Source organism: Otariodibacter sp., from assembly GCF_029256985.1.
Taxonomy (GTDB): domain Bacteria; phylum Pseudomonadota; class Gammaproteobacteria; order Enterobacterales; family Pasteurellaceae; genus Otariodibacter.
Map to the genome: position 1 here is coordinate 1 of NZ_JARIDQ010000019.1, position 25,704 is coordinate 25,704.

A 25,704-nucleotide genomic window follows, 5' to 3' on the forward strand; every position below is an offset into this window, starting at 1 on the left:
GAATAATTGTCGTTATAACCGCCTTGATTATAATTGTTATTATTTGCTTTTGGTGCAGAGGCTGAATTATTCCATCCGCCTTGGTTTTGAGCATCATATCCGCCAGCTTGTGCATTACGGCTACCAAGCATTTGTAATACGTCGCCTTGAATTTCTGTTGTGTAACGATCTTGACCATTTTGATCTTGCCATTTACGTGTTCTTAAACGACCTTCAACATAAACTTGTGAACCCTTACGTAAATATTGTCCCACTACTTCGGCTTGACGACGGAAGAATACGATACGGTGCCATTCTGTATTTTCACGGCGTTCGCCTGTATTTTTATCAGTCCAGCTTTCTGTTGTTGCCACGCTGATATTTGCAACGGCATCTCCATTTGGCATGGTACGCATATCAGGATCATTTCCTAAATTTCCCACAATAATCACTTTATTTACACTTGCCATAACTTTCCTCATATTCAAAAATTAACTATGTTCTAAACTTAGAACTTTGTGTTATTTTGCCTGAAATTATAAAAAAGATCATCTAATAAAACTGATATTTTGTACAGTTATCTAAATTATGCGATAATGCTCGAAAATCAGAAATATTTCTCTTTTTATATTTCCTAGCTTAGAAGGGATTTATGCAATATATCGACATTCGTGGTGCAAGAACGCACAATCTTAAAAATATCAATTTAACCTTACCAAGAGATAAATTTATCGTTATTACAGGGCTATCAGGCTCGGGCAAATCGTCCTTGGCATTTGATACCCTTTATGCAGAAGGGCAACGTCGTTATGTTGAATCCCTTTCTGCTTATGCTCGTCAATTTTTATCCTTAATGGAAAAGCCTGATGTGGATCATATTGAAGGGCTATCTCCAGCAATTTCTATTGAGCAAAAATCAACCTCTCACAACCCTCGTTCAACTGTAGGTACAATAACAGAAATTCACGATTATTTGCGATTGTTATTTGCTCGTGTAGGTCAGCCTCGTTGTCCTGATCATGATGTACCATTAGAAGCTCAAACTATTTCACAAATGGTAGATCGTGTGCTTGAAGAGCCAGAAGGCAAACGGTTAATGTTACTTGCTCCAGTCGTGAAAGATCGTAAAGGGGAACACGTAAAACTTTTAGAGAATCTGACTGCTAACGGCTATATTCGTGCAAGAATTGATGGAGAAATATGTGATTTGTCCGATCCACCAAAATTAGAATTACAGAAAAAACATACCATTGAGGTAGTGGTTGATCGGTTTAAAGTCCGTCCTGATGTGGGAACACGTTTGGCTGAATCCTTTGAAACAGCCTTAGATCTTTCTGGATCAACAGCAGTTATTGCCGATATGGACAATCTAAATGCAGAAGAACTCATGTTTTCTGCAAGTTTTGCTTGCCCTTATTGTGGTTATTCAATTACTGAATTAGAACCTCGCTTATTTTCATTTAATAATCCCGCAGGAGCTTGTCCTACTTGTGATGGTTTAGGCGTTCAACAATACTTTGATGAACGTAAGGTCATCCAAAATGGGGAAATCTCTCTTGCCAATGGAGCAATTAAAGGCTGGGATAAACGCAGTTTTTACTATTTTGGTTTATTAAAATCAGTTGCAAAACATTATAAATTTGATATTGAAACACCATTTTGTGATCTACCGAAAAAGATTCAGCATATTATTTTAAATGGCTCGGATGAAGATATTGAGTTTTTATATACGAACGATAGGGGCGATATAGTTAAACGTATTCATCCTTTCGAAGGTATTCTAAATAACATGGCTCGTCGTTATAAAGAAACAGAATCAAATGCGGTGCGGGAAGAATTGGCAAAATATATTAATAATCGCTCTTGTACCGATTGCCAAGGTTCCCGTTTACGTCGAGAGGCCCGTTATGTCTTTATTGACGATACCAACTTACCGATGATTGCAGAGAAAAGTATTGGTGAAGCGCTCGCATTTTTCGAAGAATTAAATCTAACAGGGCAACGAGCAAAAATTGCGGAAAAAGTCCTGAAAGAAATTAAAGAACGTCTGCAATTCTTAGTGAATGTAGGGCTAAATTATCTTTCTCTCTCTCGTTCAGCTGAAACATTATCGGGTGGTGAAGCACAGCGTATCCGTTTAGCGAGCCAAATTGGTGCGGGATTAGTTGGAGTGATGTATGTATTGGATGAACCATCAATTGGGCTTCATCAACGTGATAATGAGCGATTGCTCGATACATTATTACACCTCAGAAATTTAGGTAATACAGTGATTGTGGTTGAACACGATGAAGATGCGATTCGTGCTGCAGACCATATTGTCGATATTGGACCGGGAGCAGGTGTTCACGGTGGACAAGTAATTGCACAAGGTACGGCAGAAGAAATTATGCAATGTGAGGAATCACTTACAGGAAAATTCCTCTCTCAAAAAGAGAGAATTGAGATTCCAAAACAACGTGTTCCTTACGATGAAACTAAATTACTTACCCTAACAGGTGCAAGCGGTAACAATTTAAAAAATGTGAATTTAACCATTCCTGTTGGACTTTTTACATGTATTACTGGAGTATCTGGTTCAGGTAAATCTACCCTTATCAATGATACGTTATTCCCACTTGCACAAAATGTATTAAATCGTGCTGAAAATAGCGATGTTGCACCTTATAAGAGTATTAATGGGCTAGCCCATTTTGACAAGGTAATTGAAATCAACCAAAGCCCGATTGGCCGTACACCTCGCTCAAATCCTGCAACTTATACGGGATTATTTACACCGATTCGTGAATTATTTGCGGGAACACAAGAAGCAAGAGCAAGAGGCTATAATGTTGGTCGATTCAGCTTTAATGTGAAAGGTGGACGTTGTGAGGCGTGCCAAGGCGATGGGGTTATTAAGGTTGAAATGCACTTTTTACCGGATGTTTATGTACCTTGTGATCACTGTAAAGGCAAACGCTATAATCGTGAAACCTTAGAAATTCGCTATAAAGGGAAAACAATTCATCAAGTCTTAGAGATGACCGTAGAAGAAGCTCGCGAATTTTTTGATGCGATCCCTGCACTAGCAAGAAAATTGCAAACATTGATTGACGTTGGATTGTCTTATATTCGACTTGGGCAATCATCTACAACCCTTTCGGGCGGTGAAGCACAGCGTATTAAACTGGCTACGGAGTTGTCTAAACGAGATACAGGTAAAACTTTGTATATTTTAGATGAACCGACAACGGGGCTACATTTTGCGGATATTAAACAATTACTTAAAGTGTTACATCGTTTACGTGATCAAGGTAATACTATTGTTGTGATTGAACATAATTTAGATGTAATTAAAACTGCTGATTGGATTGTTGATTTAGGACCAGAAGGTGGCTCTGGTGGTGGGCAAATTATTGCAACAGGCACACCAGAACAAATTGCTCAAGATAAGAAATCACATACGGCAAGATTTTTAAAACAAATTCTCAAATAAAAACTGAATAAAAATATATTTATGAAAATTAATGTAACTTACCAAAATTCACAAAATATAATAACAGAGTGTGATTATTCATTAACTCAACTAGGCTTTATCAAACATATGGTTACAGCAGGTCAGCATAATGAACCTTTTTTTACAAAATTAATAAGACTACCTGGATTATATTTAACATATATTCATTATATGAAGAAATCTGCATTTTATAATGAAAATCGTTTTTCAGAACCTGATATTTCTTTTTCAGATCCAACTCAAAAATCGCAGTTCTCAAATTTAGCGGGCAGAGCGATAGCTGATTTTCTATCAAAAAAAATAGACAATAGTTCTTTTACGGTAAACTATGAAGCAGCTATGAGAATACAAAAAATGCCTATAAAATGCTCCAGACCAGATCTTTTAGCCTTTAGAAGAACTGATGATGGAAAATTTGAACAATTTGCTCTAGAGGCGAAAGGTTTTTGTAGGCAATCTATATCAGATAAAAAAATGCTAGAACATAAAAAACAAGCAAGCTCTGGTAGTATTCCTGTCGACTTTTCTGTAGCTAGTATCTCATATAATTTATATAACAGTGTAAAATGTAAATACTACGATCCAAAGGAAAATGAATCTGTTTTTGATTCTAAATTATTTCGTATGTTAACTAAGAGTTATTACAATAACATTTTTAAAAATATAAGAAAATATAAACAGCATTTCTATAAAAAGATTAACAATGAAAATTTTTATTGCATAAATATGCTAGATCTTTATAAAAAGATATATCAGGTATACCCGTTACATTCATCTTTACTTTGTTTATTTCGGGAAAGACACTTTTTCTTAATTGTACCAGAAAGATTAGAAGAGTATGCAGAAGGTATGAAAGAGCCGTTATCTACGCTTAAAGGGTTAGATGAAATATATGATAATGAGGGAATCTATATTGATAATGATAGAATAGGTTTAGCTATAGGATAAAAGGAAGACAGCTATGGAATATCAATTTACACACAGTATGCACGGTGTTATTGCAAAATGCTCAATGGATCATGAGGCCTTTGCTCGTTGGTTAAATATTGAAGTTATCGATGATCTAAATTTACTGAATGCTGTATTCGAAGAACTTGAGCTATGTAAAAAATCTTCATTACATGAAACTATTTTTGAAGGCTCAGAATATTCACTGTATATGACCTCGGAGGAAGTTGTTGCAAAAGCAAATAATCTCGAAATTAGCTCCGATGAATTAGATCAAATTGAAGAAGGATTTAATTTCTATAACGAAGAAAGCATCGCTTTTTGTGGCTTAGAAGACTTCGAACAATTTTTACTTGCCTACAAAAAGTTTATTAAAACTTATCATTGATCATATTTAATAAAATATTACACCATACAACCATTTGAATTTATTAATTTATTGAGTTAGATCGCATTTTTATAAGGATAAGTTTGCTAGAATCATCTCAGTTCATTTTTTAAATTTAAACTTTAGCGAGGTTGTATGACTGATATTGCACTGACGGTTAGCCTTCTATCACTAGTTGCTGTTTTAGGACTATGGTTGGGGCAAATTAAAATAAGAGGCGTGAGTTTAGGTATTGGTGGCGTGTTATTTGGGGGAATTATTATTGCCCATTTTATGACACAATATGGTATCGAGCTTGATCCTCATACCTTACACTTTATCCAAGAATTTGGACTGATTCTGTTTGTTTACACTATTGGTATTCAAGTTGGGCCAGGGTTCTTTTCTTCCCTTAAACAATCTGGTCTCAAATTGAATGGGTTTGCTCTTATCTCTGTTGCTATTAGCGGTATTCTTGTCATTTTATTAAATAAATTCTTTGATGTCCCTCTTCCGGCTATTCTAGGCGTTTTTTCTGGTGCAGTAACTAATACGCCATCACTGGGTGCAGGACAACAAATTCTTGAGGAGTTAGGTAGCGACACAACAGTAATGGGGATGGGATATGCGATTGCTTACCCATTTGGGATTATTGGTATTCTACTTTCTATGTGGCTCATTCGCGTTATCTTTAAAATTAGTGTTGATAAAGAGTCTGAAGATTTTGATAACAATAGCACTCATAAAAAGGAAGGATTAACTACATTAAGTGTTCGTGTAAGTAATCCTAATTTGAATGGTTTATTGCTGAGTGAATTGCCTGATTTCGATCGACACGATGTAGTCTACTCTCGCTTAAAAAGAGGAGAAGACCTTTTTGTACCAAAAGTGGATACTCAAATTCAATTAGGAGATGTACTACATCTTGTTGGTGAAAGCCCTGCTCTGAGAAAGATGCTTTTAATTATTGGTGAAGAAACAAATATTTCGCTTTCTACTAAAGGAACCTTATATCGAACCGAACGTGCCGTAGTAACGAATGAAAATGTTTTTGGTAAGAAAATTCGTCAGTTAATGTTAAAAGGGAAATATGATGTTGTAATTACCCGTCTGAATCGTGCTGGGATTGATTTAATTCCTACTGGAGAGATGACATTACAATTTGGAGATGTATTACATCTAGTAGGTCATCAAGAAGATATTGATACCGTCATGTCAATTATAGGTAATGCACAACATAAACTCCAACAAGTTCAAATGTTACCTATCTTTATCGGAATTGGATTAGGGGTATTACTTGGTTCTATTCCAATTTTTGTACCAGGGTTCCCTGTCGCATTAAAACTTGGTTTAGCAGGTGGCCCGCTTGTTGTTGCATTAATCCTTGCTCGTATTGGTAGCTTTGGAAAACTCTATTGGTTTATGCCACCAAGTGCAAACCTTGCATTGCGAGAAATTGGTATCGTATTATTCCTTTCCGTGGTAGGCTGGAAAGCAGGTGGTAATTTCTTTGATACGCTACTCAGTAATGACGGTTTATCATGGATTGGCTATGGTGCATTAATTACCTTTATTCCACTCATGGTTACAGGGATTGTTGCCCGTATCTATGGTAAATTAAACTACCTCACTATTTGTGGATTATTAGCAGGTTCAATGACAGATCCTCCCGCTTTAGCATTTGCTAATGCAATCAAAGAAGGAAGTGGAGCATCAGCTTTATCTTATGCAACTGTTTATCCTTTAGTAATGTTTTGTCGAATTATTTTGCCACAACTACTAGCTATTTTATTATGGACAGCTAGTTAGTAATTTAAGTAGATAAACTGATGTTAGATAGAAAAAGCTTATCTTATAAGATAAGCTTTTTCCTTTTATGATTTCAAATCATTAGCTTGTTGTAAAAGATTACGGCTCTCTCTCAAAAACTGCTCAGAATATTCACCAAACCATTGATGAACTTGTTCAAAAGCATCAATAAACCCTTGTTTATCATTATTTTTAAAGAAAGCTAAACATTGGTCAAAATTTTCTTGTAATGATTCTGCCACAGCTAAATTTTCTGGCTTATCCGAAATAATATCAGCATATAACCTAGCATCTTGAGCAAATAATCGCCCTATCATCGCTAACTCTAAACGATAAATAGGGGATGATAATGCCAATAATTGTTCAAGTTTCACTGGTTGTTGGGATAAATGAACTCCAGAAACAAAGGTAGAAAAATGGCGTAAAGCTTGAATGTAGGTCATTGCATTATCATGCTCTTTGGCATCAATCTCTTCTATTCTCGCCCCCCAAATTTGAATTTGATCTAATAGCCATTGATAGCGATCTTTAAATCTTCCGTGACAACAAGCGGTCACTTGCTTCGCAAAACTTGCAATATCTGGTCCGAACATCGGATGCAAGCCTACTACTGCTCCATTATGAATTTCTAGCATTTTAGCCAATGGTTCTGCTTTAACTGAGGTTAAATCCGCTAAAATCATATTTTCTGTTAAATAGGGTTGTAATGATTCTATAACAGATAGTGTTTTTGCAATTGGCACCGAAATTAGAACAAGATCCGCACCGTTGATAATACTATCTGCCTGTTGCCAATCATCTTGATCGAGCGATTCAACCTGATAGCCTGAGCGAGTAAAATAACCGGTAAAAAGTTGACCTAATTTACCTTTTCCGCCAACAATAACAATTTTATTGATAGCAGAATTGATAGTTTTAAACCCGTGCTTATTTTCGCTAATATAAGATTCTCGCATCACACGACGTAGAATATCTTCGACTAAATCAGCTGGTATTCCTTTTTTTTCTGCTTCTGCTCTACGAGCTTTAATCATTGTAGTTTCACGATCGGGAGCATAAATTGGTAGCCCGTATTGCTGTTTTATCTTTCCAACTTCTGCAACAAGTGATAAACGTTTTTCCAATAAATCTATTAGTTGTTTATCAACAAGATCGATTTGTTCTCTAATTGGCTCTAATGGATTCATCATTTTTTCTTTCACTCATTTGATAGATTTAACATTTCAGTCATTTTGTTCTTCACTTGCTCAACCGTAATTTTATCCATTAAATTAGCTGTTTTAGCTTTAGTTGCCCAAGGTAATTCTTGCCACGGTTTGCCATATTCTTGTAATATCGCCTCTTCATACACCGAAATCACATCGTTAATATGATGATAAGGACCTGTCCTTTTGGGGTTTTGCACCGCATATAGTCCTAAAACCTTAGCACCTTGTGTCGTTGCAATATGAGCTGGCCCAGAATCGGAAGAAATGACTAAATTTGCATAGGACATCAATACTGCCAACTGTTTTAATGAGGTTTTACCAGCTAAATTCAATGTACTTGGAACAGCTTGATGAATCGTATCTGCGACTTGCATTTCATATTCTGAAGGCGAACCGCACAATATAACCTGTAAATTATGCTGTTCTGCGAATTGAGCGATTTTTATATAATTTTGAGGTGACCAATCTCGTTTCACACTACTGGAACAGGCTGCAATAACCAATAGTGGCTTATCTTTTTCAATAAATTGATCAATATACTGCCTATCCTCTTCTGATAAAGCTAATTGCCATTGAGGGTTTAAATCAGTCACACCTATGGCTTTAGCAAATAGCATTAATCCATCTAATACGTGGTAAGTTGTGGTCTTTTCAACCTGTGCATTGGTAAAGAGCCATTGACCCTCTTTAGCTCTTTCTCGATTAAACCCAATTTTTTTCTTAGCTTTAATACCAACGGATAGCAAAGAGGCTCGAATCGCTAATTGCATATTTAATAAGACATCGAACCGCTTGTTACGCAATTGCTTCCATAATGCAAAAATACCTTTAATACCTGATTTTTTATCGTAGGGAATTAAAATCACATTTGGAATACCTTCAATCAACATTGCCTCTACTTTACCTATAATCCAAGTAATTTCAGCATTAGGATATTTTTTTTGAATAGCTTGTACGACTGCTAAAGTATGACAAACATCACCAATTGCAGATAGACGTAAAATACAAATAGAGTATGGCTGATTTTTCATTATGAAACCCTATATGATGATTATAAACACTTAGCAGGCTTTGGAAGCCCTGCAATTTTGGTTGCTTGCTTTGCAGGCCCTTCTGGGAATAGACGTTGTAAATAACGACTATTGCCTTTTTCTACTCCAAATTTTTGAGCTAATGCTTTCACTAACATTCTAATTGCAGGCGAGGTTTTATATTCCTGATAAAAATCTCGCACAAAATACACTATTTCCCATTGAGCTTCTGTTAATTCAAGCCCATCTTTTTGAGCAATGGCGATAGCCACATCTTCAGACCAATCATCAAGATTCTTTAAATATCCAAATTCATCTGTTGGAATTTGTTGATCATTTACTTCAATAAAATTATTCATACTACAAACAAAAATGCCACATTAACTGTGGCATTTTCAGACTCCTAAAAAATTAATCGTCGCTACCTAATACTCCAAAGATTTGTAAGAAGCTAAGGAATAAATTATAAAGCGATACATATAAATCAACTGTCGCACGAATGTAATTTGTTTCACCACCGTGAATAATATTACTTGTCGCAAGTAAAATTGCACCACTAGAAAACACAATAAACAATGCACTAATTGCCAAACTTAAAGCTGGAATCGTTAAGAAAATATTTGCGATTACACCAACAATTAATACAACAAATAACGCAATCATCATGCCTGATAAGAAAGACATATCTTTTTTAGTGGTAAGTACATAAGCAGAACAAGCAAAAAATACAGCCGCAGTTGATCCTAATGCAAGCCCTATCACATCACCTAATCCATGGCTCACATAAGCATTTAAAATTGGACCTAATGTGTAGCCTAAGAATCCAGTCAATGCAAATACACTCACTAAACCCACACCACTATTTGCTGTTGCATTTGTTAAGAACAGTAGTCCATAAAAACCAACTAACATTCCCCACCAAGGTAAAGGTGGTAGATTTAATGACATTGATGCCATTGCAACTACAGCAGAAAACGCTAACGTTAACGCTAATAAAAAGTAAGTATTACGTAATACTTTGTGGGTACTAAGTAGCGACTCACTACGTGCACTCGTTACTAAACGATCTTGCATAAAAACTCCTTAAAGTTTATGTTTTTAATAAAAATTTTTTCCTAAGTTAGCGATAAAATAAAATAAAGTCAATGAGATAGTATACAAGTCAAATAACAAAATTTATGTTCATGTATACATTAGTGTTTTATTTTGTGACAGAGTTCACAAAATGCCAACTAAAGGAACATGTTTTTTATTAAGAAATAGATAAAACTTTATTATTTCATCAATTAATATACAAATTATTCTATTATTTTATTTTTAAACTGCTACAATAGTACAAAAGCACAAGTTAAACTCTCAAGGAGATTATATGAGCAAACAACCATCTATTTTTGGTGGAGCTGCAATCATCGCCAGTGTATGTATTGGAGCAGGAATGTTAGGACTACCTACTTCAGGAGCAGGGGCTTGGACTATCTGGTCTACTATTGCTATAACTTTAACTATGATTGTAATGACTCTATCTGGTTGGTTGTTATTAGAGGCTTATAAACATTACGACACACGTGCATCATTCAATACTGCCACCAAAAATCTATTAGGAAGTGGTGCGAATATCATTAATAATATTTCTGTTTACTTTGCTGGTGGGATATTACTTTATGCTTATACCACTGCATCTGGCGGGATATTGTCAGGTTTAACTGAATCATTCTTTACTTTAGATTCTCGTTATTGGTCTGTTTTGTTTGTGTTGGTCTTTTCATTCCTAGTATGGCATTCAACAAGGATTGTAGATAGAGTTTCCGTCTTACTTGTTATTTTTATGGCGTTAACCTTTATCTTTAGTACCTTTGGATTAACAGCAAATATTGATATAAATACCTTATTCGACACAACAAGTCTTGGCAGTAATGATACAAATTACGGTATTTATGCGATGGGTTTACTCCCTGTAGCCCTTACCTCTTTTGGCTATCATCACTCAGTTGCTACCATGCGTGCTTATTATGGGGAAGAGCGTAAAGCAAAACTCGCTATTTTAGGTGGAACTGTGATTGCTCTAGTTATCTACTTATTATGGGTACTCTCCATTTTTGGTAACTTACCTCGTGATCAATTTGCACCAATTATTGCTCAAGATGGAAATCTTGATGTGCTATTAGCTGCATTAAATAACGTTATTGAATCTGAATCGGTTAAACATACTTTGAATGCCTTTTCTATCGCGGCTATTTTATCTTCATTTATCGGTGTAGGTTTAGGTGTATTTGATTTCTTAGCTGATGTATTCAAATTTGATAACACAAAATCAGGTCGAGCAAAATCATGGGCTGTAACATTTTTACCACCATTGGTATTGTCAGTATTATTTCCGCTAGGATTCTTAAAAGCTATCGGTTATGCAGGTGCTGCAGCCACAATTTGGACTTGTATTATTCCAGGTTTGTTAGCTTATAAATCCCGTAAATTACCTAATGGAGAAAATGGATTCAAAGTAGCGGGCGGTATGTTTACCATTGTATTAGTGATTGTATTTGGAGTTGTCACTGCACTGTTCCACTTCCTTGCAATGTTTAATATGCTTCCAGTATTTAAAGGGTAACTAACAATAAGAAAATAAGGCATAGTAAAATTTTACTATGCCTTTTATTTTGTAAAAATATATTAGAAAGTGACCGCTTACTAAAGCTTACTTATTTAGAGAATGTTGCCCATACAGGCGCATGATCAGATGGTTTTTCCATTGCTCTAATTTCTAAATCAATGCCTGTTTCAACACAATATTGTGCTAATGGGTTTGATGCTAGAACTAAATCAATGCGTAATCCTCGGTTATCATTAAAGCCTTTTGAGCGGTAATCAAACCATGAGAATTTATCGCTTGCTTCTGGATTCATTGCACGGAATGTATCAACTAAGCCATAGCTGTGTAAACGTCCTAGCCATTCACGCTCTTCAGGTAAAAATGAACATTTTCCTTCTCTTAACCAACGTTTGCGATTAGGTTCGCCAATCCCAATATCTAAATCTGTTGGGCTAATATTCATATCACCCATAATTACAATCGGGTTTTCAGGTTGTAATTCGGTTTCTAAATAGTGTTGTAAATCAGCATAGAATTTTTCTTTAGCTGGGAATTTTGTTTCGTGGCTACGATTTTCACCTTGTGGAAAATAGCCATTTAATACGGTTAGTACACCAAAAGGTGTTTCAATATCTGCCATAATCATACGTTTTTGAGCATCAGCATCATCCGTAGGAAAGCCTTTACGCACAGCAAGAGGTTTTTCTTTGGTGAGTAAAGCGACACCATAGTGCCCTTTTTGTCCGTGATGAAAAACGTGGTAGCCCAAATGATCAACTAAACTGTACGGGAAATCTTCATCAGATACTTTAATTTCTTGTAACCCAATGACTTCAGGTTGATGCTTTTCAATAATTGCCTCAAGTTGGTGAGGTCTTGCTCTCAGTCCATTGATATTAAAAGAAATAAATTTCATAGTTTGTCCTTTATAAATAACAAACCGCCTAATACAAGCGGTCTGATTAGTGAAATAATTTACTCAATTGCTTTAAATGCGATCACACCATTTTCAAAATATTCTTGCTGATCTTCATCTTGTACAATAGGCATTGTCGGAATTTCTTCCTTATCAAAAGCAATATCACCTTCAATTCCTTCAATAACAGCACCGTGTTTTATCCCTTTAAAATCAAAAAGTTTTGGATCGCACAGATGTGAAGGTGTAACATTTTGCAATGCACTGAACATTGTTTCAATTCTACCCGGATATTGTCTATCCCAAACCTGTAGCATCTCTTTCACAACTTGGCGTTGTAGGTTCGGTTGTGAGCCACATAAGTTACACGGAATGATAGGGAATCTTTTAGCCACCGCATATTTTTCAATATCTTTTTCTTTACAGTAAGCAAGCGGTCGGATCACGATTTGTTTTCCATCATCACTCATTAATTTTGGTGGCATACTTTTTAATTTTCCACCATAGAACATATTTAAAAATAGTGTTTCGAGCATATCATCTCGGTGATGTCCAAGTGCAATTTTAGTTGCACCTAGCTCTGTAGCGGTACGATATAAAATACCACGACGTAAACGAGAACAAAGCGAGCAAGTCGTTTTTCCTTCTGGAATCTTCTCTTTAACAATACCGTAAGTATTTTCTTCTACAATTTTATATTCTACGCCGATACTATCTAGATATTCAGGCAAAATATGCTCAGGGAAACCCGGTTGTTTTTGATCGAGATTGACTGCAACAATATCAAAATGAATAGGGGCATTAATTCTTAAATTTAATAAAATATCGAGTAAGGTGTAGCTATCTTTCCCACCTGAAAGGCAAACCATAACTTTATCGCCTTCTTCAATCATATTAAAATCAGCAATTGCATTACCGACATTGCGACGTAATCTTTTTTGTAATTTATTAAAATTATAAGTCTGTTTTTTGTCTTTTTGCGTGTGTTGTGACGAGTCTTGATTCATAATGTAAAATCAGTAATGTATAAAATATCGGAAAGTTCGACATAGTAAACTTTTCCCTGTTTTTTTCAAGTTTAAAAGAAGATTAGGATAGAATAATGGATAAACAACGAATTATCGTTGGAATCAGTGGTGCAAGTGGATTTCAATATGGTTTCAAAACTCTTCAACTCTTAAAAGAAATTCCACACATTGAAACTCACCTTGTGATGTCTAAGGGAGCAGAACTCACTCGTCAATATGAAACAGATATTCAAGCAGAGCAATTGACTGCATTAGCTGATGTTATTCATCCCATCCAAAATCTTGGTGCAAGTATTGCCAGTGGATCATTTAAAACCCTTGGTATGATCGTTGCCCCTTGTTCAATGCGAACCTTAGCCTCTATCGCCCATGGAATGAGTGATAACTTATTAACTCGAGCGGCTGATGTGGTGCTTAAAGAAAGGCGTAAGCTTTTATTGATGGTGCGTGAAACACCATTGCACCTTGTCCATTTAGAAAATATGCAAAAAGTTACACAAATGGGCGGAATTATTTTTCCGCCAGTGCCTGCGCTTTATCACCAGCCTAAAAGCGTTGATGAAATTGTTACCCATAGCGTGAGTAGGGCTTTAGATATGTTTGGTATTGATATTGATATTCCACGTTGGGATGGGAAAAAAGGGAAATAATGCAAGCTATACCAGAAATTATTCGAGATTTTATTCATTCACAACACGTTGTGAGTCTAGCATGCTATTATGAAGAATCTATTTGGTGTGCGAATTGTTTTTATGCCTTTGATGAGAACAACAACCGATTAATTATTCTTACAAAAGAAACTACCCAACACGGTCGATTAATGCAATTAAATCCGCGTATTGCAGGCACGATTGCCAAGCAAACCGAGAAAATTACTGAGATTGAAGGGATTCAATTTCTAGCCGAGGCATATTGTTTAACAGATTCTCTAGCAAAAGAAAATGCCCTTGAAATTTATCTTCAAAGGCATCCAATTGCTAAACTTATTCCAAGTAATGTGTGGGAAATTAAATTTACCGAAATTAAGCACACAAACAATAAATTTGCTTTTGCGAATAAGACGTTATGGCGTAAATAATATTCCACTATTCATATGATAAATACTATCAAACATTTTTAGACCACTTAATCTATGAGTAATGACAACTAGCGTTTTATTCTGACAATGTTCAAAAATAACCTTTAAGATTTGTTGCTCTGTATCACGATCTAATCCTTCTGTCGGCTCATCTAATAAAACTAATTCTGCCGAATTGAGTAGTATACGAGCAACGCCTAGTCTACGTTGTTCGCCTCCAGAAAGTGGACGACCACCATCACCAAGCCAAAGATCTAATCCTTCCTTTTCATTCGCTAAATAACTAAGCCCCACTTTACTGAGTACTGTCTGTAATTCATCTTCTGTTGCTTCAGCATTGCCTATCAATAAATTCTCTCTCAGAGTATTACTAAAAATATGAACCCTTTGGGTTAAGGTCACAATATGTTGACGAAGAACGTCTTCTGGATAGTCTTGAATATTGCAAGAATTTAATACAATCTGGCCGCTTGTAGGATCATAATTACGCACTAGTAACTGAAAAATCGTTGATTTGCCACTGCCCGTTTTACCTAAAATTGCTATTTTTTGACCTGCTAAAATTTTAAAAGAGATATCATTTAAAACTGTTTCTTCTCGATTAGGATAAGAAAATTGAACATGCTTAAATGATATAAGCGGTTGGTTATTGGCAATATTTTGCCATTGTTGCTTACCCTCAAATTTAACTAAAGGTGCTTGTTCTGTAATATCGGTTAAACGTTCTGCCGCAGCAATAACCTGACCTAAGTGTAAGAATGCTGTACCAATCGGCATTAAAACTTCTAATGAGGCTAATACACAAAATACAACTAAAGCAATTAATGCACCTTGGTATTCAACATTTGGTAGAGTGACTGCTGTTGCTAAAAGATAAAGAACAATCACGATAAGAAAACCATTAGCCGCAATCAATATTGTGTTTGATAATCCTGCCAACTGGCGTTCTTTTCGTTGAGTTGATATCCACTGACGCTCCGTTTCCTGTAATTTTGAACTTGCTTTATCTAATATACCAAACAGCAGAAACTCAGCATTAAGCTCTATCCATTCAATAAATTGACTACGATAATCTGCTCTGAATTGGATGACTTTTTTACCTAACGTTCTACCCAAATGATAAAAAATAAACGGTAATAACAAGAGTAATACTACTAGAATGCCACAAATAGTCCATGCCAATAGTGATGAAATAAAAGATAGCCCAATCCCCATAAATGCAATGACCATTATCGCACTCACAAAAGGAGAGATTAAGTTTAGATAAAGCGTATCCAATGTATCAACATCGGCCACAAGGCGATTTAACAATTCACTATGACGATACTGAGCTAACTTTGATGGAGTTAATGGAACTAATTTCTGAAAAACGGTAACACGAAGACTAGCAAGTACTCGAAATGTAGCATCGTGCGTAACTAATCGCTCAATATATCGAGAAACTGTTCTTCCTATTGCTAATCCCCTTACACCCGATGAAGGATAGAAGAAATTAAATAAAATACTTGAACCAGCTAAAAAAGCCGCAGATAAAAACCATCCTGATAAACTTAATAGACCAATACTCGCAGTTAAGCTGGTTATAGCCAATACAATACCTAAGATTAATTGGCCTAAATGATGACGATATAACGAAAGAAAAGGAAAAAGAGAACGCATTTTAATTACCTAATAATTCTGCAAAAAAACCTTGAGATTCAAGATCACTAAATTTACCTTGTTGAACAATCTGTCCTTGTTTCATCACCCATATTTCATCACTCTGTCTTAAATCTTCAATACGGTGAGTAATCATTAATGTTGCTCTTTCTTCACTTAATTTTTGGAGGGCTTGAATAACTTGTTGTTCAGATTCACCATCTAAGCTTGCAGTAGGCTCGTCAAGTAATAACAATTCGTAAGGTCTTAATAATGCTCGAGCAATTGCAATACGTTGTGCTTGTCCTCCTGATATTCCCATATTGGCATCTTGTATTTCAGTATCTAAACCTAATCGATATACAAACTCATCCGCTTTAGATTGGTGTAATGCCTCAATAATTTCTGATTCAGAAATCTGCTCCGTACCTAATAAAATATTTTCACGCAAGGATCCTTTAATTAATTGTGGATTTTGTCCAACCCACGCTAGTTTTCCTCGCCATTGTGCAATATTCAAATCACGCAATTCAATACCATTGATTTTGATGCTTCCTTGGTAATCAAGGAATCCTAATAACATATTCATCAATGAAGTTTTACCTGCTCCACTTTGTCCAACTAAAGCAATATGTTGATGTGACTCGATTTTAAATGTTAAAGGTTGAGTCAATACCTTACCTTCTGGCGATAAAATAATACAATTCTCTGCAACAATATGAATAGGCCCATTTGGCATAGTTATTTGCCCAGAACACTGTAAAGCAATTTTTTTACTCAAAAATTGTTCCACACTATCTGCAGCACCAATAGCTGCTGCTTTATCATGATAATAAACACCTAACTCCCGCAGTGGCTGATAAAACTCTGGTGCTAACATCAAGCAGAAAAAACCAATAAATAACGTAACACCCGTATCATAATCACCAAAATCTAACTGTCCCAGATAAACAAATCCAAAATACACAGCAGTAACAGCAATAGATATTGCCGCAAAAAACTCTAACACCGCTGAAGATAAAAATGCCATTTTAAGTACATCCATCGTACTCAAGCGAAACTCTTCTGTGCGTTGGTAAATATGATCTGTTTGTCGTTTGGATTGTCCAAATAAACGAATTGTGTCTAAACCTTTTAAATGATCTAAAAACTGTCCACTTAGACGAGATAATACCCCAATATTTTTTTGGTTGGCTTCAGTGGCTTTAAAACCAACCAATGCCATAAAAATAGGTAACATAGGTAAAGTAAAAAAGAGGATAAGCCCTGCAGCCCAGTTTAATGGAAAGACAAAACAGAGAATAATAAGCGGTATGATTAGAGATAAAAATTGCTGAGGTAAGTATCGAGCGTAAAAATTGTGTAAATTCTCCACTTGCTCCAACATTAATGCAGCCCAGCTTCCAGCTGGTTTATTTTGAATAACCATTGGACCAACAAGCGATAATTTGGTAATAATTTGCTCACGAAGATGAATACGTAATTGTTGACCTGCTTTAAAGCCAACTCTTTCACGCAACCAAAATAAAATTGCTCTCCCCAAAAAACAACCCAACAGTAGAACTAGTAATCCCCAGAATGTTTGAGGAGTATCGTGTTGCACAATCATTTTTTCTAGAATAATTGCTAACACTCCCATTTGGGCAATTAACAGTAATGCACTCAAGGTCCCAAGTATTACATTCAAATAAAGTAATTTTTTAATGATTTTTTGCTGTTCTCTCAACCATTTTTGCAAATACTTTTGCCTGTCTTTACCCATAATATTTCTCTCTAGTTATCCTAGTTAGTTAGATACAGTCAATAAATTTAATCAAATTCAAATTGATACAGCAGATCAACAGCTTGGTTGATGCTAGAAATCCATTGTAGATATAAACTTGGAGCTAAACGATAACGTAATGTTAGCTCTGTAAGTGGTGCAAATATACCTACACCATATTTTACTTTGAACTTAGGAGTCAAATTACCACTAACAACAACTTTAGTATTATCTCCAATACCAGCAGTACTCACACTTAAGTCACTAATACCAAATGCACTGCCTACATCACCAACCGTTTGACTACCTTGTGCTAATCCCATTCCAATTAACGCACCCGCTATTGAATTATTTGAGCCAGCTTCACCACTATTTTCTAATCCTCTTCCTGTTAAAATATAAGACAACACCTGATCTTGTTCCATTGTTGGGTTAGAAAAAACTTTCACTTCTGGCGAATCTGCAATTCCTGTTACTTTCACGCCTGCTGTAATATTAGGATCTTCCATTGCTTCTGGATTACGAATAGCTTCGATATCCAAAGTTGGCTGAGAAGGTAAACCAGTAAAAGAAATTAATCCTTTTCTAATAAGCAAGTCTTGCCCAAATGAAGAAAATTGTCCATCTTTTAAATTAATTTGGCCATATAATCCTAGACCTTTATTTCCTTGTCTTACTTTTAGTAAACCATATAAATCAGTATGTAATCCATAAGCATCTAGTTTTACATCATCACCAATATTGATTGAGATATCAGAATTAATACTCATCCCACCAGCATTACTTGGTAATTGCTTCGATAAAAGTACATTTCTATTTTTATCAGCAGATCGTCTATCCATAATCACTTCATCATCACTAACACTTACCGCACTTTCTGGCAATTCTTTAATTGCGATCCTTGCCCATGGAATGTCAATATTACCTGCTAATAAAAGTTCTTGAGGTGTGACTTTAACTTCAATATCAGGGCTTATTTGCACTTTAGCTATATTTGGAATATCTAATTTAAAATGATCTGCATTAGCATGGATACGTGTATACCATGCATCCAATTGTTGCCAATTAGCATCACCATCCAAAACAAGTTTACTATCTGGAGTTTGCAAATTCCCTGTTAAACTCGACCGACTACCATCAAAGCGTAATGCTAAATTTCCTCCCACCACATCAAAAGGCATAATTTCAGCTCTGGCTTTTAAGTTTGTCAAATCAAGATTGCCATATAATAGAGGCGATAATGCATTGCCACCTAATGTCAATCTTGCATTAATATCCCCTTTTATAACTTCTCCATTGCTCAAAAACGGTTTGATTAAATCTAATGTCAATCCATCAATATTAATATTACCAGACAAGGTTCGTGTAGTAGCAATATCACTCATCATAATATCACTAACTAATCGACCACCTTTTTCTAAACTAAGATCTGTCGATAATTTCAAATTATTGTTTGCTAAATTTACAGCAATTTTCACTGGTTTTAAATTAATTGGAAAATTCTTACCATCTAAGTTTTGAGAAAAATTAATAGCATCAGAAAGTAATTCTACGTTAACTACAATAGGTTGTTCTGTAGACCAGATAGCATCGCCTTTTGCACTAACTACACCCGAAAGTTTACTATTCTTATCTAAATATTTCTGAACAAGAGATAGATTTAGTTTCTTAATATTAAAAGGAACTTTACCACTTTTCCCAACTTTAAAAGATTCTGGGAAACATAAATTCAGTTCTGAACTTTGCCAACAATGAGAAGAAATATTTGCACCTATTTGTGTATTATCATAGGTAATTTGCACAGATTTATCGTTACGTAACTCGCCAATAGGCGTACTCAATTGAACATTTTTTAGTACGCCATCCCAGACTTGAGTTGATCGTTCAAAATTACCTGACAACTCTAAATTTCCTCCAACTGGATTACCTTTAGAAGTCAATGAGAGAGTGTGCTCTTTTTCTGTACCTGATGCCCTTAGATGAACATTACTAAATTTAATATCGTCTTGTTCAAATTGGCCAAGAGTGATATCGATATCTCCCTTGATAATATCATTTGTAGAAACCTCACCTTTAGCAACTAAATTAGCTAAGTTAAGTTGGTTATAACTTAATTTTTTAGTATTTAGGTCTAGATTAAGCGTAGGCGCTGATACATCTCCTTTTAGTATCACATTCCCATTAATATTAGCTTGCAGATGAGGAATTAATCCTTGTAAATTTGGCGCATGAATTTCTGCTGAAAAATCCGATTCTTTACCTAAAACCCCTTGCATTGCAATATTATTATCACCATAAATTAATTGAACTTGGGACACATCTAATAAAGTACTATCATCCGCAGTGATATCCCCTGTTAAACGTAAGTTTTTCTGGAATAAATTTCCATGTAAATTAATATCTGATACCGCCACATTCCACTGTTCACCATATTGGCCTCTTCCAGCATATCCAGATGAATTCAATTCACCTGACAATACCGCTGCCCACTCTGGTAATAATGATTTGGTATTTACCTTATCCAAGTCTACCTGTGACTGCCACTCAATGCCATTTGACCAATCTAATCTACCTGATAAATTTGCCTGCCCATCTAGCACATTAAGATTTAATTGAGTTAGGTTGAATTTTGTTAATTCTCCACTACCATTGATATTAATTTTACTTGATGGAATATTCATGCCTTTAAGAGCAACATTGGTATCTAATTGATAGCTCAGTAAATCCCCAGCCAATAAAAGATCAAGATCCTTAATCAATAGAGGCTTATCTTCTTTTTTAACAACAAAAGGATATTGAATTTGTGAGCTTACTATATGCAAATCTAGAGGTGTTTTAGGTTCAGCAAGTTTAACTAAACCTTGTACATTAATATTGGCAGCACCAGAGGTATTAATATCTAGCGCAGTTTCTCCAAACAACTCTCCACCTAATTTAGCAGTCACCTGACTTGCGGGAATAATCGTCTTACCAAACTCTAATTGTGGAGATTTTCCATGGATATTCCAATCGAGTGGATAATTATCTGCTAAAGTTAATTTTCCTTGCCCACTCACATCTCCTTTATCTGTTTTAATCTCCAATTGTTTTAATTCAACAGATTGTGTATCTGATTTAGCGATTAAATCAACAGAATGTATATTGATAAGCGAAATGGGGTCAACAAAATCACCAGAATCATTTTTTACTTTTCTAGAAAGAGAAACATCTGTAATTTTGAAAGAGGGGATATCAAAATTTAGCGGAAGTTCAATTGGCTCGGACTTAGTTAATAAAGGCTTCGAAAGAATATTCTCTAATTCATCCCAATTAATATTTTCTCGCTGAACTTTTACATTTTCTTCCTCAGAATCGACCGCTTGTGGAGGTAATGAAAGAGATAGCCCACTTAACTCTGTAGGTAAAATAGAAAGATCTTTACCTTTTCCTTCTACACCAGATTCAAAGTGAGATAATGTCATATCCATATCATCAACTTTAAGTGAGATATTATCCAACGCAACTCTTTTTAAAGCGATGGATGGAAGTTCAAAATTGCTATTATCTTTTTCTTTTTCTGGCTGTTCATGTTGGGGTAATTTACTTGTATCAACGATGATATTCGTATCGGAAAGCGAAATATTTTCAATACAAGCTTTACCTTCAAGTAAACAAGAAAAACCAATATTAGCTTGTGCTTCACCAACATTAACCTGTACGCCATCAGTAACAAATTTTGTATCAGTTAAGATTAATCCATCTTGTAAGCTACCGCTTACATTACCAATATCCAATTGATCCAATGATTTTGAAACCCATTCCAAAGCAAAGCGTTGCCCTGCTCCTGTCGATAAAAAAAGGATAGGAGCAATCAAAATGATAAAAATGAAAAGTAGCACCCAACGAAAACAACGCCATTTACTTTTTTTCTTTGGTTTTATTTGTTTATTGATTTTATCAGAAGAGATATTTTCTGACGACAAATCTTCTTTCTTTTGTGGAGTTGTATTTTCTTTCATCTAATAAATACCCATATCCAACGAAATTATTATAATTCTGAACCTATGCCAATATAAAATTGAACACCTTTTTTATCACTACTTGGACTTTTCACTGGTGTTGCTATATCAAGCTTAATTGACCCAATAGGCGATGCCCATCTTACGCCAACACCAACACCAGAATGTAATTCACTCATAGAATAACTTTTAGCTGCTAAACCCGTATCATAAAAAGTTGCAGCCCACCAATTCGGATAAACTTGATATTGATACTCAGCTGTTGCTGTCGCCAGATGCGAGCCACCTATTAACTTGCCTGATGAATTACGTGGAGAAATATCTTTATAACCAAATCCTCTTACACTACGATCTCCTCCTGCAAAATAGCGTAATATAGGTGGGATACGATCAAACTCACCTGTTTTTAAATATCCAATTTCACCTCGTAGATAAATACGATGGTTATTTTTAAAAGTTCTAATCCAAACCGTAGAAGCCTTAATCGTATAAAAGTTGACATCAGATCCCCAAATTTTATTACCCCAGTTTACAGTCAAATGCTGAGCATCACCCCATAATGGAAATCTACTTCCATCAGTTCTTGTACGATTTATAGATGCAGTTGAGTACAACAAAAATGTTTTATTTCTCTCATCATCACCTTGTTTAAACGAATCATAACGAGCCTTTGCACCTAAAGAAAATGCCCATCCAGTTTCATGATTCCAAAAACGTTGGACTCCAAGATGAGCACCCGTAAATTCAGTATCATTAAGATCCTCTCGTTCTGCCCCTGCAGTAATTTCATAAAAATAATCAATCGGCTGCTCTTTTACTGGAATTTTATACCCAAATTCAATTTGTTGCTCAGGTTTTGATACATGCAATGATGTCTCAATACTATGTCCACGATTATTAATCCATGGTTTTTGCCAACGCATTTGGAATCGAGGCCCCACGTCACTTTCATAACCTATTCCTAATTCAACATTATTTTTCTTTCGAGGTTGAAGTAATACATTGAGAGCAACATTTTTTTGTTCACTATCTATTGCTGGCTCAACAAGTACTGAATTGAACCAGTTGCTTGAGGAAAAATCGCTAGAAAGTTTAGAAAGATCATTTATATAATAATAATCTCCTTGTTTGATACGTAATATATTACGCAGATAATCCTCGCGAATCTGTGAGTTTTTAAATGAGATATCCCCATAGCGATAACGCACACCACTTTGATAAGCTAATCGCCAGTCAGCAACATGCTCTGAAGGATAGACTTCTAATCGATGAACGCTCCATTCTGCATCAAAATATCCTTTTGAAGATGCCAATTTTTCCATACTTCCTTTAAAATCATCATAAGTCTGATGATTTAATATCTCTCCTTTAGGTGGAATCTCACTATCAATTAATTGAATAAAGTCCTTATCATCTTTTGCCATCCCTGATAACTGAACATCTCTTTGATCTAGTTTAACAGGCTCATCTAATGTAATATTTAACATCAATAAATCCTTTTGAGGTCGAGGACGAGGAATGATGGAAAAATGATACTTAGTATTATAATACCCCTTTGCTCTGAGCGCTTTATCAACCTTATTCTGCACGAGAGACTGGTAACGTTCAGAACCATCTGCTTCATCATTACTTAATTGAGATAAATAAATCCTAATATTAGTTGATAAATCTTTATCCTTAACTCCTTCAATTTTAAGTAACACTGTCTGCTCAGCACTTATGCTTGAAGAAAAGAACGTAGTCATACAAAAACTAATCACAGAAACTTTTTTTATTTTACTCACAATAGAATATTGTATTTTCATAAACTTTTACTCTTTAGGTAATCCTCTCAGCATCGGAACTGACTCAAAAGGTGGAACAGATGTTGATGCAGGTTCTACATCAAACAAAGTAATAAAAGGTCTCTTAGGCTCTATTTTTTCATTTCTCCATAATGTGCCTATCTTCACTAATTCAATATCACTAGGTAAATGAGCTATCCCTTTTTTTAGTACACTAATACTGTTTTTTCTAGGGTGGCCTATCATGATAGCCAAACCATGTTTTCTAGCATAATTGATTGCGCTATTAAATTGGTGTTGTACATCAGATAACTCATCACTATTATCTAAAAAAATATTCCGCTCCAATGCATTTACTCCAAATTCTTTAGCTACTTTATAAGCTACACTATCTCCTACTGTCTTACTATCGAGAAAAAATAATTGTTGCGAAGAAAGTACCTTCATTAAATATTCCATCGTTTTCCTATCTGATGTTGCTCCACTCCCCATATGATTATTTAATCCAATTGCATAAGGTACTCTAACTCTAGAAAATTCAACTAAATGTTTTATTTTATCTTCATTCATTCCAACAGTTAATGCGCCCGCTTCAACAAGAACAGCGCTATTCTTTGGTTGCATAGGTAAATGAATTAAAATATCACGCCCTTGTTCAAAAGCTTTTTTTGCTCTATCAGCAGCATGAGGAGCTGAAGGGATAATAGCAATATTAACTTCTTTTGGTAATTCATAAATTGCCAAATCTTCTTTATTTCGATAACCAATATCATCAATAACAATTGCTAATTGACCAGCTAATACTGATGGAGAAATAAATACGATAATTTGTAAAAAAACGACATAAACTAACTGCTTATAATTTATTTTGTTCATTTATTTAACCCAATTTAAAGGATTGACTGCCACTCCTTTACGACGAATAGCAAAATAAAGGGCTGATCGATCTTGCCCTCCTGAATTTCCGACATAAGCGATAGTCTGTCCCGCCTTCACACGACTATCTTTTTTAACTGCAATTGATTGGTTGTACCCATAGAATGACATATATCCCTTACCATGATCAATTGCCACTAACTGGCCATAACCTTGTAACCAGCTTGCTAAAACAACTCTTCCATCTGTAATAGCTTTAACTGGGGTACCTGTTTTGGCTTCGATCACTATTGCATCCCATTTAAGTTCACCAATCTGAGGTGAGCCAAAATGATTCACAATCTTGCCATTAATTGGCATATTATATTTTCCCGATAAACCCGAACCAGCTCTAACTTGTTGTTTTTCTTGCTCTGTTGCTTTAGGTTTACCTTCACTTTTCTTCTTTTTATCTAGCAGAGCAATTTCTTGTTGTTCTTTTTTCTCAGCCTCTTTCATCGCTTGCTCAATTTGGCGGCGTAATATTGCTTCATTATTTTTAAGTACTTGTAAACGGTTCTTATCAGCAACTAATGTTTTATCAATTGATCTAATAGTACTTTCTCGCTTAGCTTTCGTTTTTTTCAATTCACTTTCTTGCTTCTTCTGTTCAGATAATTGGGCTTGCTGAGCTGCTTGTTGAGCATTAAGATCATCTCGACGAGTTTTTAATTCTGACTGAATACGATGTAATTCATTAATTGCATCAATTCTCACTTTATTAATGTGTTCATAATAAGCCCCCATTCTGTCTGCATCCTTAGCTGGTTTAGAAAATAAACGCTCTAGAGTAGAAGGATGAATTCCTGAACGGTAAGCCGAATCTAATTGCTCTTGTAACTTCTCTTTTTGTTGTAATTCCTGTTGCTCTAATTTTTGAATTTCTTGCTCTGTTGTTTTAATTGTCTTACGAATCTCGCTAATATTACTTTCAATCTTCTTTAAATTAGTGTCAATTTGGCCAATTTGAAGTTCTTGTTTTTTTAATGTTGACTGTAATGAATCCCGTTCTTTTTGTTGTTGATTAATTTTCTGTTGTTGCTGATTAATTTGCTTCTGTAATTGTGATAAATCTGCACTATAAGCAATACCACTACTAGCACCAAATAAACATAATAAAAGAGAGTAACTATATTTGAACTTCATCACATTCACAAAAA

At 35.2% G+C, this 25,704-nt stretch carries 20 protein-coding genes; 7 read left to right on the plus strand and 13 right to left on the minus strand.

What is annotated here, in order from left to right; translation table 11 throughout:
- Positions 1-449 (minus strand): single-stranded DNA-binding protein (gene ssb / locus Q1J40_RS01780; protein WP_301098319.1); only part of this gene is annotated, 449 nt, incomplete at its 3' end.
- Between the two features lie 182 nt (positions 450-631).
- Here ssb and uvrA point away from each other — a divergent pair.
- The 4 genes from uvrA to Q1J40_RS01800 all read left to right on the plus strand — a co-directional run bounded on the left by uvrA (position 632) and on the right by Q1J40_RS01800 (position 6,599).
- The gene (gene uvrA, locus Q1J40_RS01785; RefSeq protein ID WP_301098320.1) at positions 632-3,454 is read left to right on the plus strand and encodes an excinuclease ABC subunit UvrA; all 2,823 of its coding nucleotides are present in this window, start codon (positions 632-634) and stop codon (positions 3,452-3,454) included.
- 21 nt (positions 3,455-3,475) lie between these two features.
- Positions 3,476-4,423, plus strand: a complete 948-nt coding sequence (locus tag Q1J40_RS01790) for a hypothetical protein (RefSeq protein ID WP_301098321.1) — start codon at positions 3,476-3,478, stop codon at positions 4,421-4,423.
- Between the two features lie 13 nt (positions 4,424-4,436).
- Positions 4,437-4,811 carry a YacL family protein gene (locus Q1J40_RS01795; RefSeq protein WP_301098322.1) on the plus strand — a complete coding sequence of 125 codons (375 nt, stop codon included), beginning with the start codon at positions 4,437-4,439 and terminating at the stop codon, positions 4,809-4,811.
- A gap of 135 nt (positions 4,812-4,946) precedes the next feature.
- Positions 4,947-6,599: a putative transporter gene (locus Q1J40_RS01800; protein WP_301098323.1), complete on the plus strand. Its 1,653-nt coding sequence runs from the start codon at positions 4,947-4,949 to the stop codon at positions 6,597-6,599.
- A 65-nt stretch (positions 6,600-6,664) separates the two neighbouring features.
- Here Q1J40_RS01800 and tyrA read toward each other — a convergent pair whose 3' ends face one another.
- Genes tyrA through Q1J40_RS01820 form a run of 4 tightly spaced genes read right to left on the minus strand, consistent with a single transcriptional unit; the run spans position 6,665 to position 9,912 of the window.
- Positions 6,665-7,786 carry a bifunctional chorismate mutase/prephenate dehydrogenase gene (gene tyrA, locus Q1J40_RS01805; protein ID WP_301098374.1) on the minus strand — a complete coding sequence of 374 codons (1,122 nt, stop codon included), beginning with the start codon at positions 7,784-7,786 and terminating at the stop codon, positions 6,665-6,667.
- A gap of 11 nt (positions 7,787-7,797) precedes the next feature.
- Positions 7,798-8,838, minus strand: a complete 1,041-nt coding sequence (locus Q1J40_RS01810; RefSeq protein WP_301098324.1) for a glycosyltransferase family 9 protein — start codon at positions 8,836-8,838, stop codon at positions 7,798-7,800.
- 20 nt (positions 8,839-8,858) lie between these two features.
- On the minus strand, positions 8,859-9,197 hold the full coding sequence (locus Q1J40_RS01815) for a TusE/DsrC/DsvC family sulfur relay protein (RefSeq protein ID WP_301098325.1): 339 nt from the start codon (positions 9,195-9,197) through the stop codon (positions 8,859-8,861).
- 52 nt (positions 9,198-9,249) lie between these two features.
- A complete protein-coding gene (locus Q1J40_RS01820) occupies positions 9,250-9,912 on the minus strand; it encodes a Bax inhibitor-1 family protein (protein WP_301098326.1) in 663 nt (220 codons plus the stop codon).
- 295 nt (positions 9,913-10,207) lie between these two features.
- On the opposite strand from Q1J40_RS01820, the gene Q1J40_RS01825 reads away from it, so the two are divergent.
- Positions 10,208-11,443 carry an aromatic amino acid transporter gene (locus Q1J40_RS01825; protein ID WP_301098327.1) on the plus strand — a complete coding sequence of 412 codons (1,236 nt, stop codon included), beginning with the start codon at positions 10,208-10,210 and terminating at the stop codon, positions 11,441-11,443.
- A 91-nt stretch (positions 11,444-11,534) separates the two neighbouring features.
- Here Q1J40_RS01825 and xthA read toward each other — a convergent pair whose 3' ends face one another.
- Both xthA and ttcA read right to left on the minus strand, forming a co-directional pair.
- Positions 11,535-12,341, minus strand: coding sequence for an exodeoxyribonuclease III (gene xthA / locus Q1J40_RS01830; protein ID WP_301098328.1), 807 nt, complete (start codon positions 12,339-12,341; stop codon positions 11,535-11,537).
- Positions 12,342-12,400: 59 nt separating this feature from the next.
- Positions 12,401-13,348: a tRNA 2-thiocytidine(32) synthetase TtcA gene (ttcA, locus tag Q1J40_RS01835; protein WP_301098329.1), complete on the minus strand. Its 948-nt coding sequence runs from the start codon at positions 13,346-13,348 to the stop codon at positions 12,401-12,403.
- A 95-nt stretch (positions 13,349-13,443) separates the two neighbouring features.
- Between ttcA and Q1J40_RS01840 the strand changes: the two genes are divergently transcribed.
- Together Q1J40_RS01840 and Q1J40_RS01845 are read left to right on the plus strand one after the other, a co-directional pair.
- On the plus strand, positions 13,444-14,019 hold the full coding sequence (locus Q1J40_RS01840; RefSeq protein ID WP_301098330.1) for a UbiX family flavin prenyltransferase: 576 nt from the start codon (positions 13,444-13,446) through the stop codon (positions 14,017-14,019).
- The gene (locus tag Q1J40_RS01845) at positions 14,016-14,447 is read left to right on the plus strand and encodes a PNPOx family protein (RefSeq protein ID WP_301098375.1); all 432 of its coding nucleotides are present in this window, start codon (positions 14,016-14,018) and stop codon (positions 14,445-14,447) included. The genes Q1J40_RS01840 and Q1J40_RS01845 overlap by 4 nt, the downstream gene beginning before the upstream one ends.
- Here the strand turns inward: Q1J40_RS01845 and cydC are convergent.
- The 6 genes from cydC to envC form a co-directional block, all read right to left on the minus strand.
- Positions 14,433-16,106 carry a heme ABC transporter ATP-binding protein/permease CydC gene (gene cydC / locus Q1J40_RS01850; RefSeq protein ID WP_301098331.1) on the minus strand — a complete coding sequence of 558 codons (1,674 nt, stop codon included), beginning with the start codon at positions 16,104-16,106 and terminating at the stop codon, positions 14,433-14,435. The two genes, Q1J40_RS01845 and cydC, sit on opposite strands and share 15 nt — an antisense overlap.
- Position 16,107: 1 nt before the next feature.
- Positions 16,108-17,847: a heme ABC transporter permease/ATP-binding protein CydD gene (gene cydD, locus Q1J40_RS01855; protein ID WP_301098332.1), complete on the minus strand. Its 1,740-nt coding sequence runs from the start codon at positions 17,845-17,847 to the stop codon at positions 16,108-16,110.
- Positions 17,848-17,894: 47 nt separating this feature from the next.
- On the minus strand, positions 17,895-21,845 hold the full coding sequence (gene tamB / locus Q1J40_RS01860; protein WP_301098333.1) for an autotransporter assembly complex protein TamB: 3,951 nt from the start codon (positions 21,843-21,845) through the stop codon (positions 17,895-17,897).
- Positions 21,846-21,874: 29 nt separating this feature from the next.
- On the minus strand, positions 21,875-23,590 hold the full coding sequence (tamA, locus tag Q1J40_RS01865; RefSeq protein WP_301098376.1) for an autotransporter assembly complex protein TamA: 1,716 nt from the start codon (positions 23,588-23,590) through the stop codon (positions 21,875-21,877).
- A 66-nt stretch (positions 23,591-23,656) separates the two neighbouring features.
- Positions 23,657-24,505 (minus strand): divergent polysaccharide deacetylase family protein, encoded by an 849-nt coding sequence (locus Q1J40_RS01870; RefSeq protein ID WP_301098334.1) that lies wholly within the window; start codon positions 24,503-24,505, stop codon positions 23,657-23,659.
- Positions 24,506-25,690, minus strand: a complete 1,185-nt coding sequence (envC, locus tag Q1J40_RS01875; RefSeq protein WP_301098335.1) for a murein hydrolase activator EnvC — start codon at positions 25,688-25,690, stop codon at positions 24,506-24,508.
- Positions 25,691-25,704: the final 14 nt, after the last annotated feature.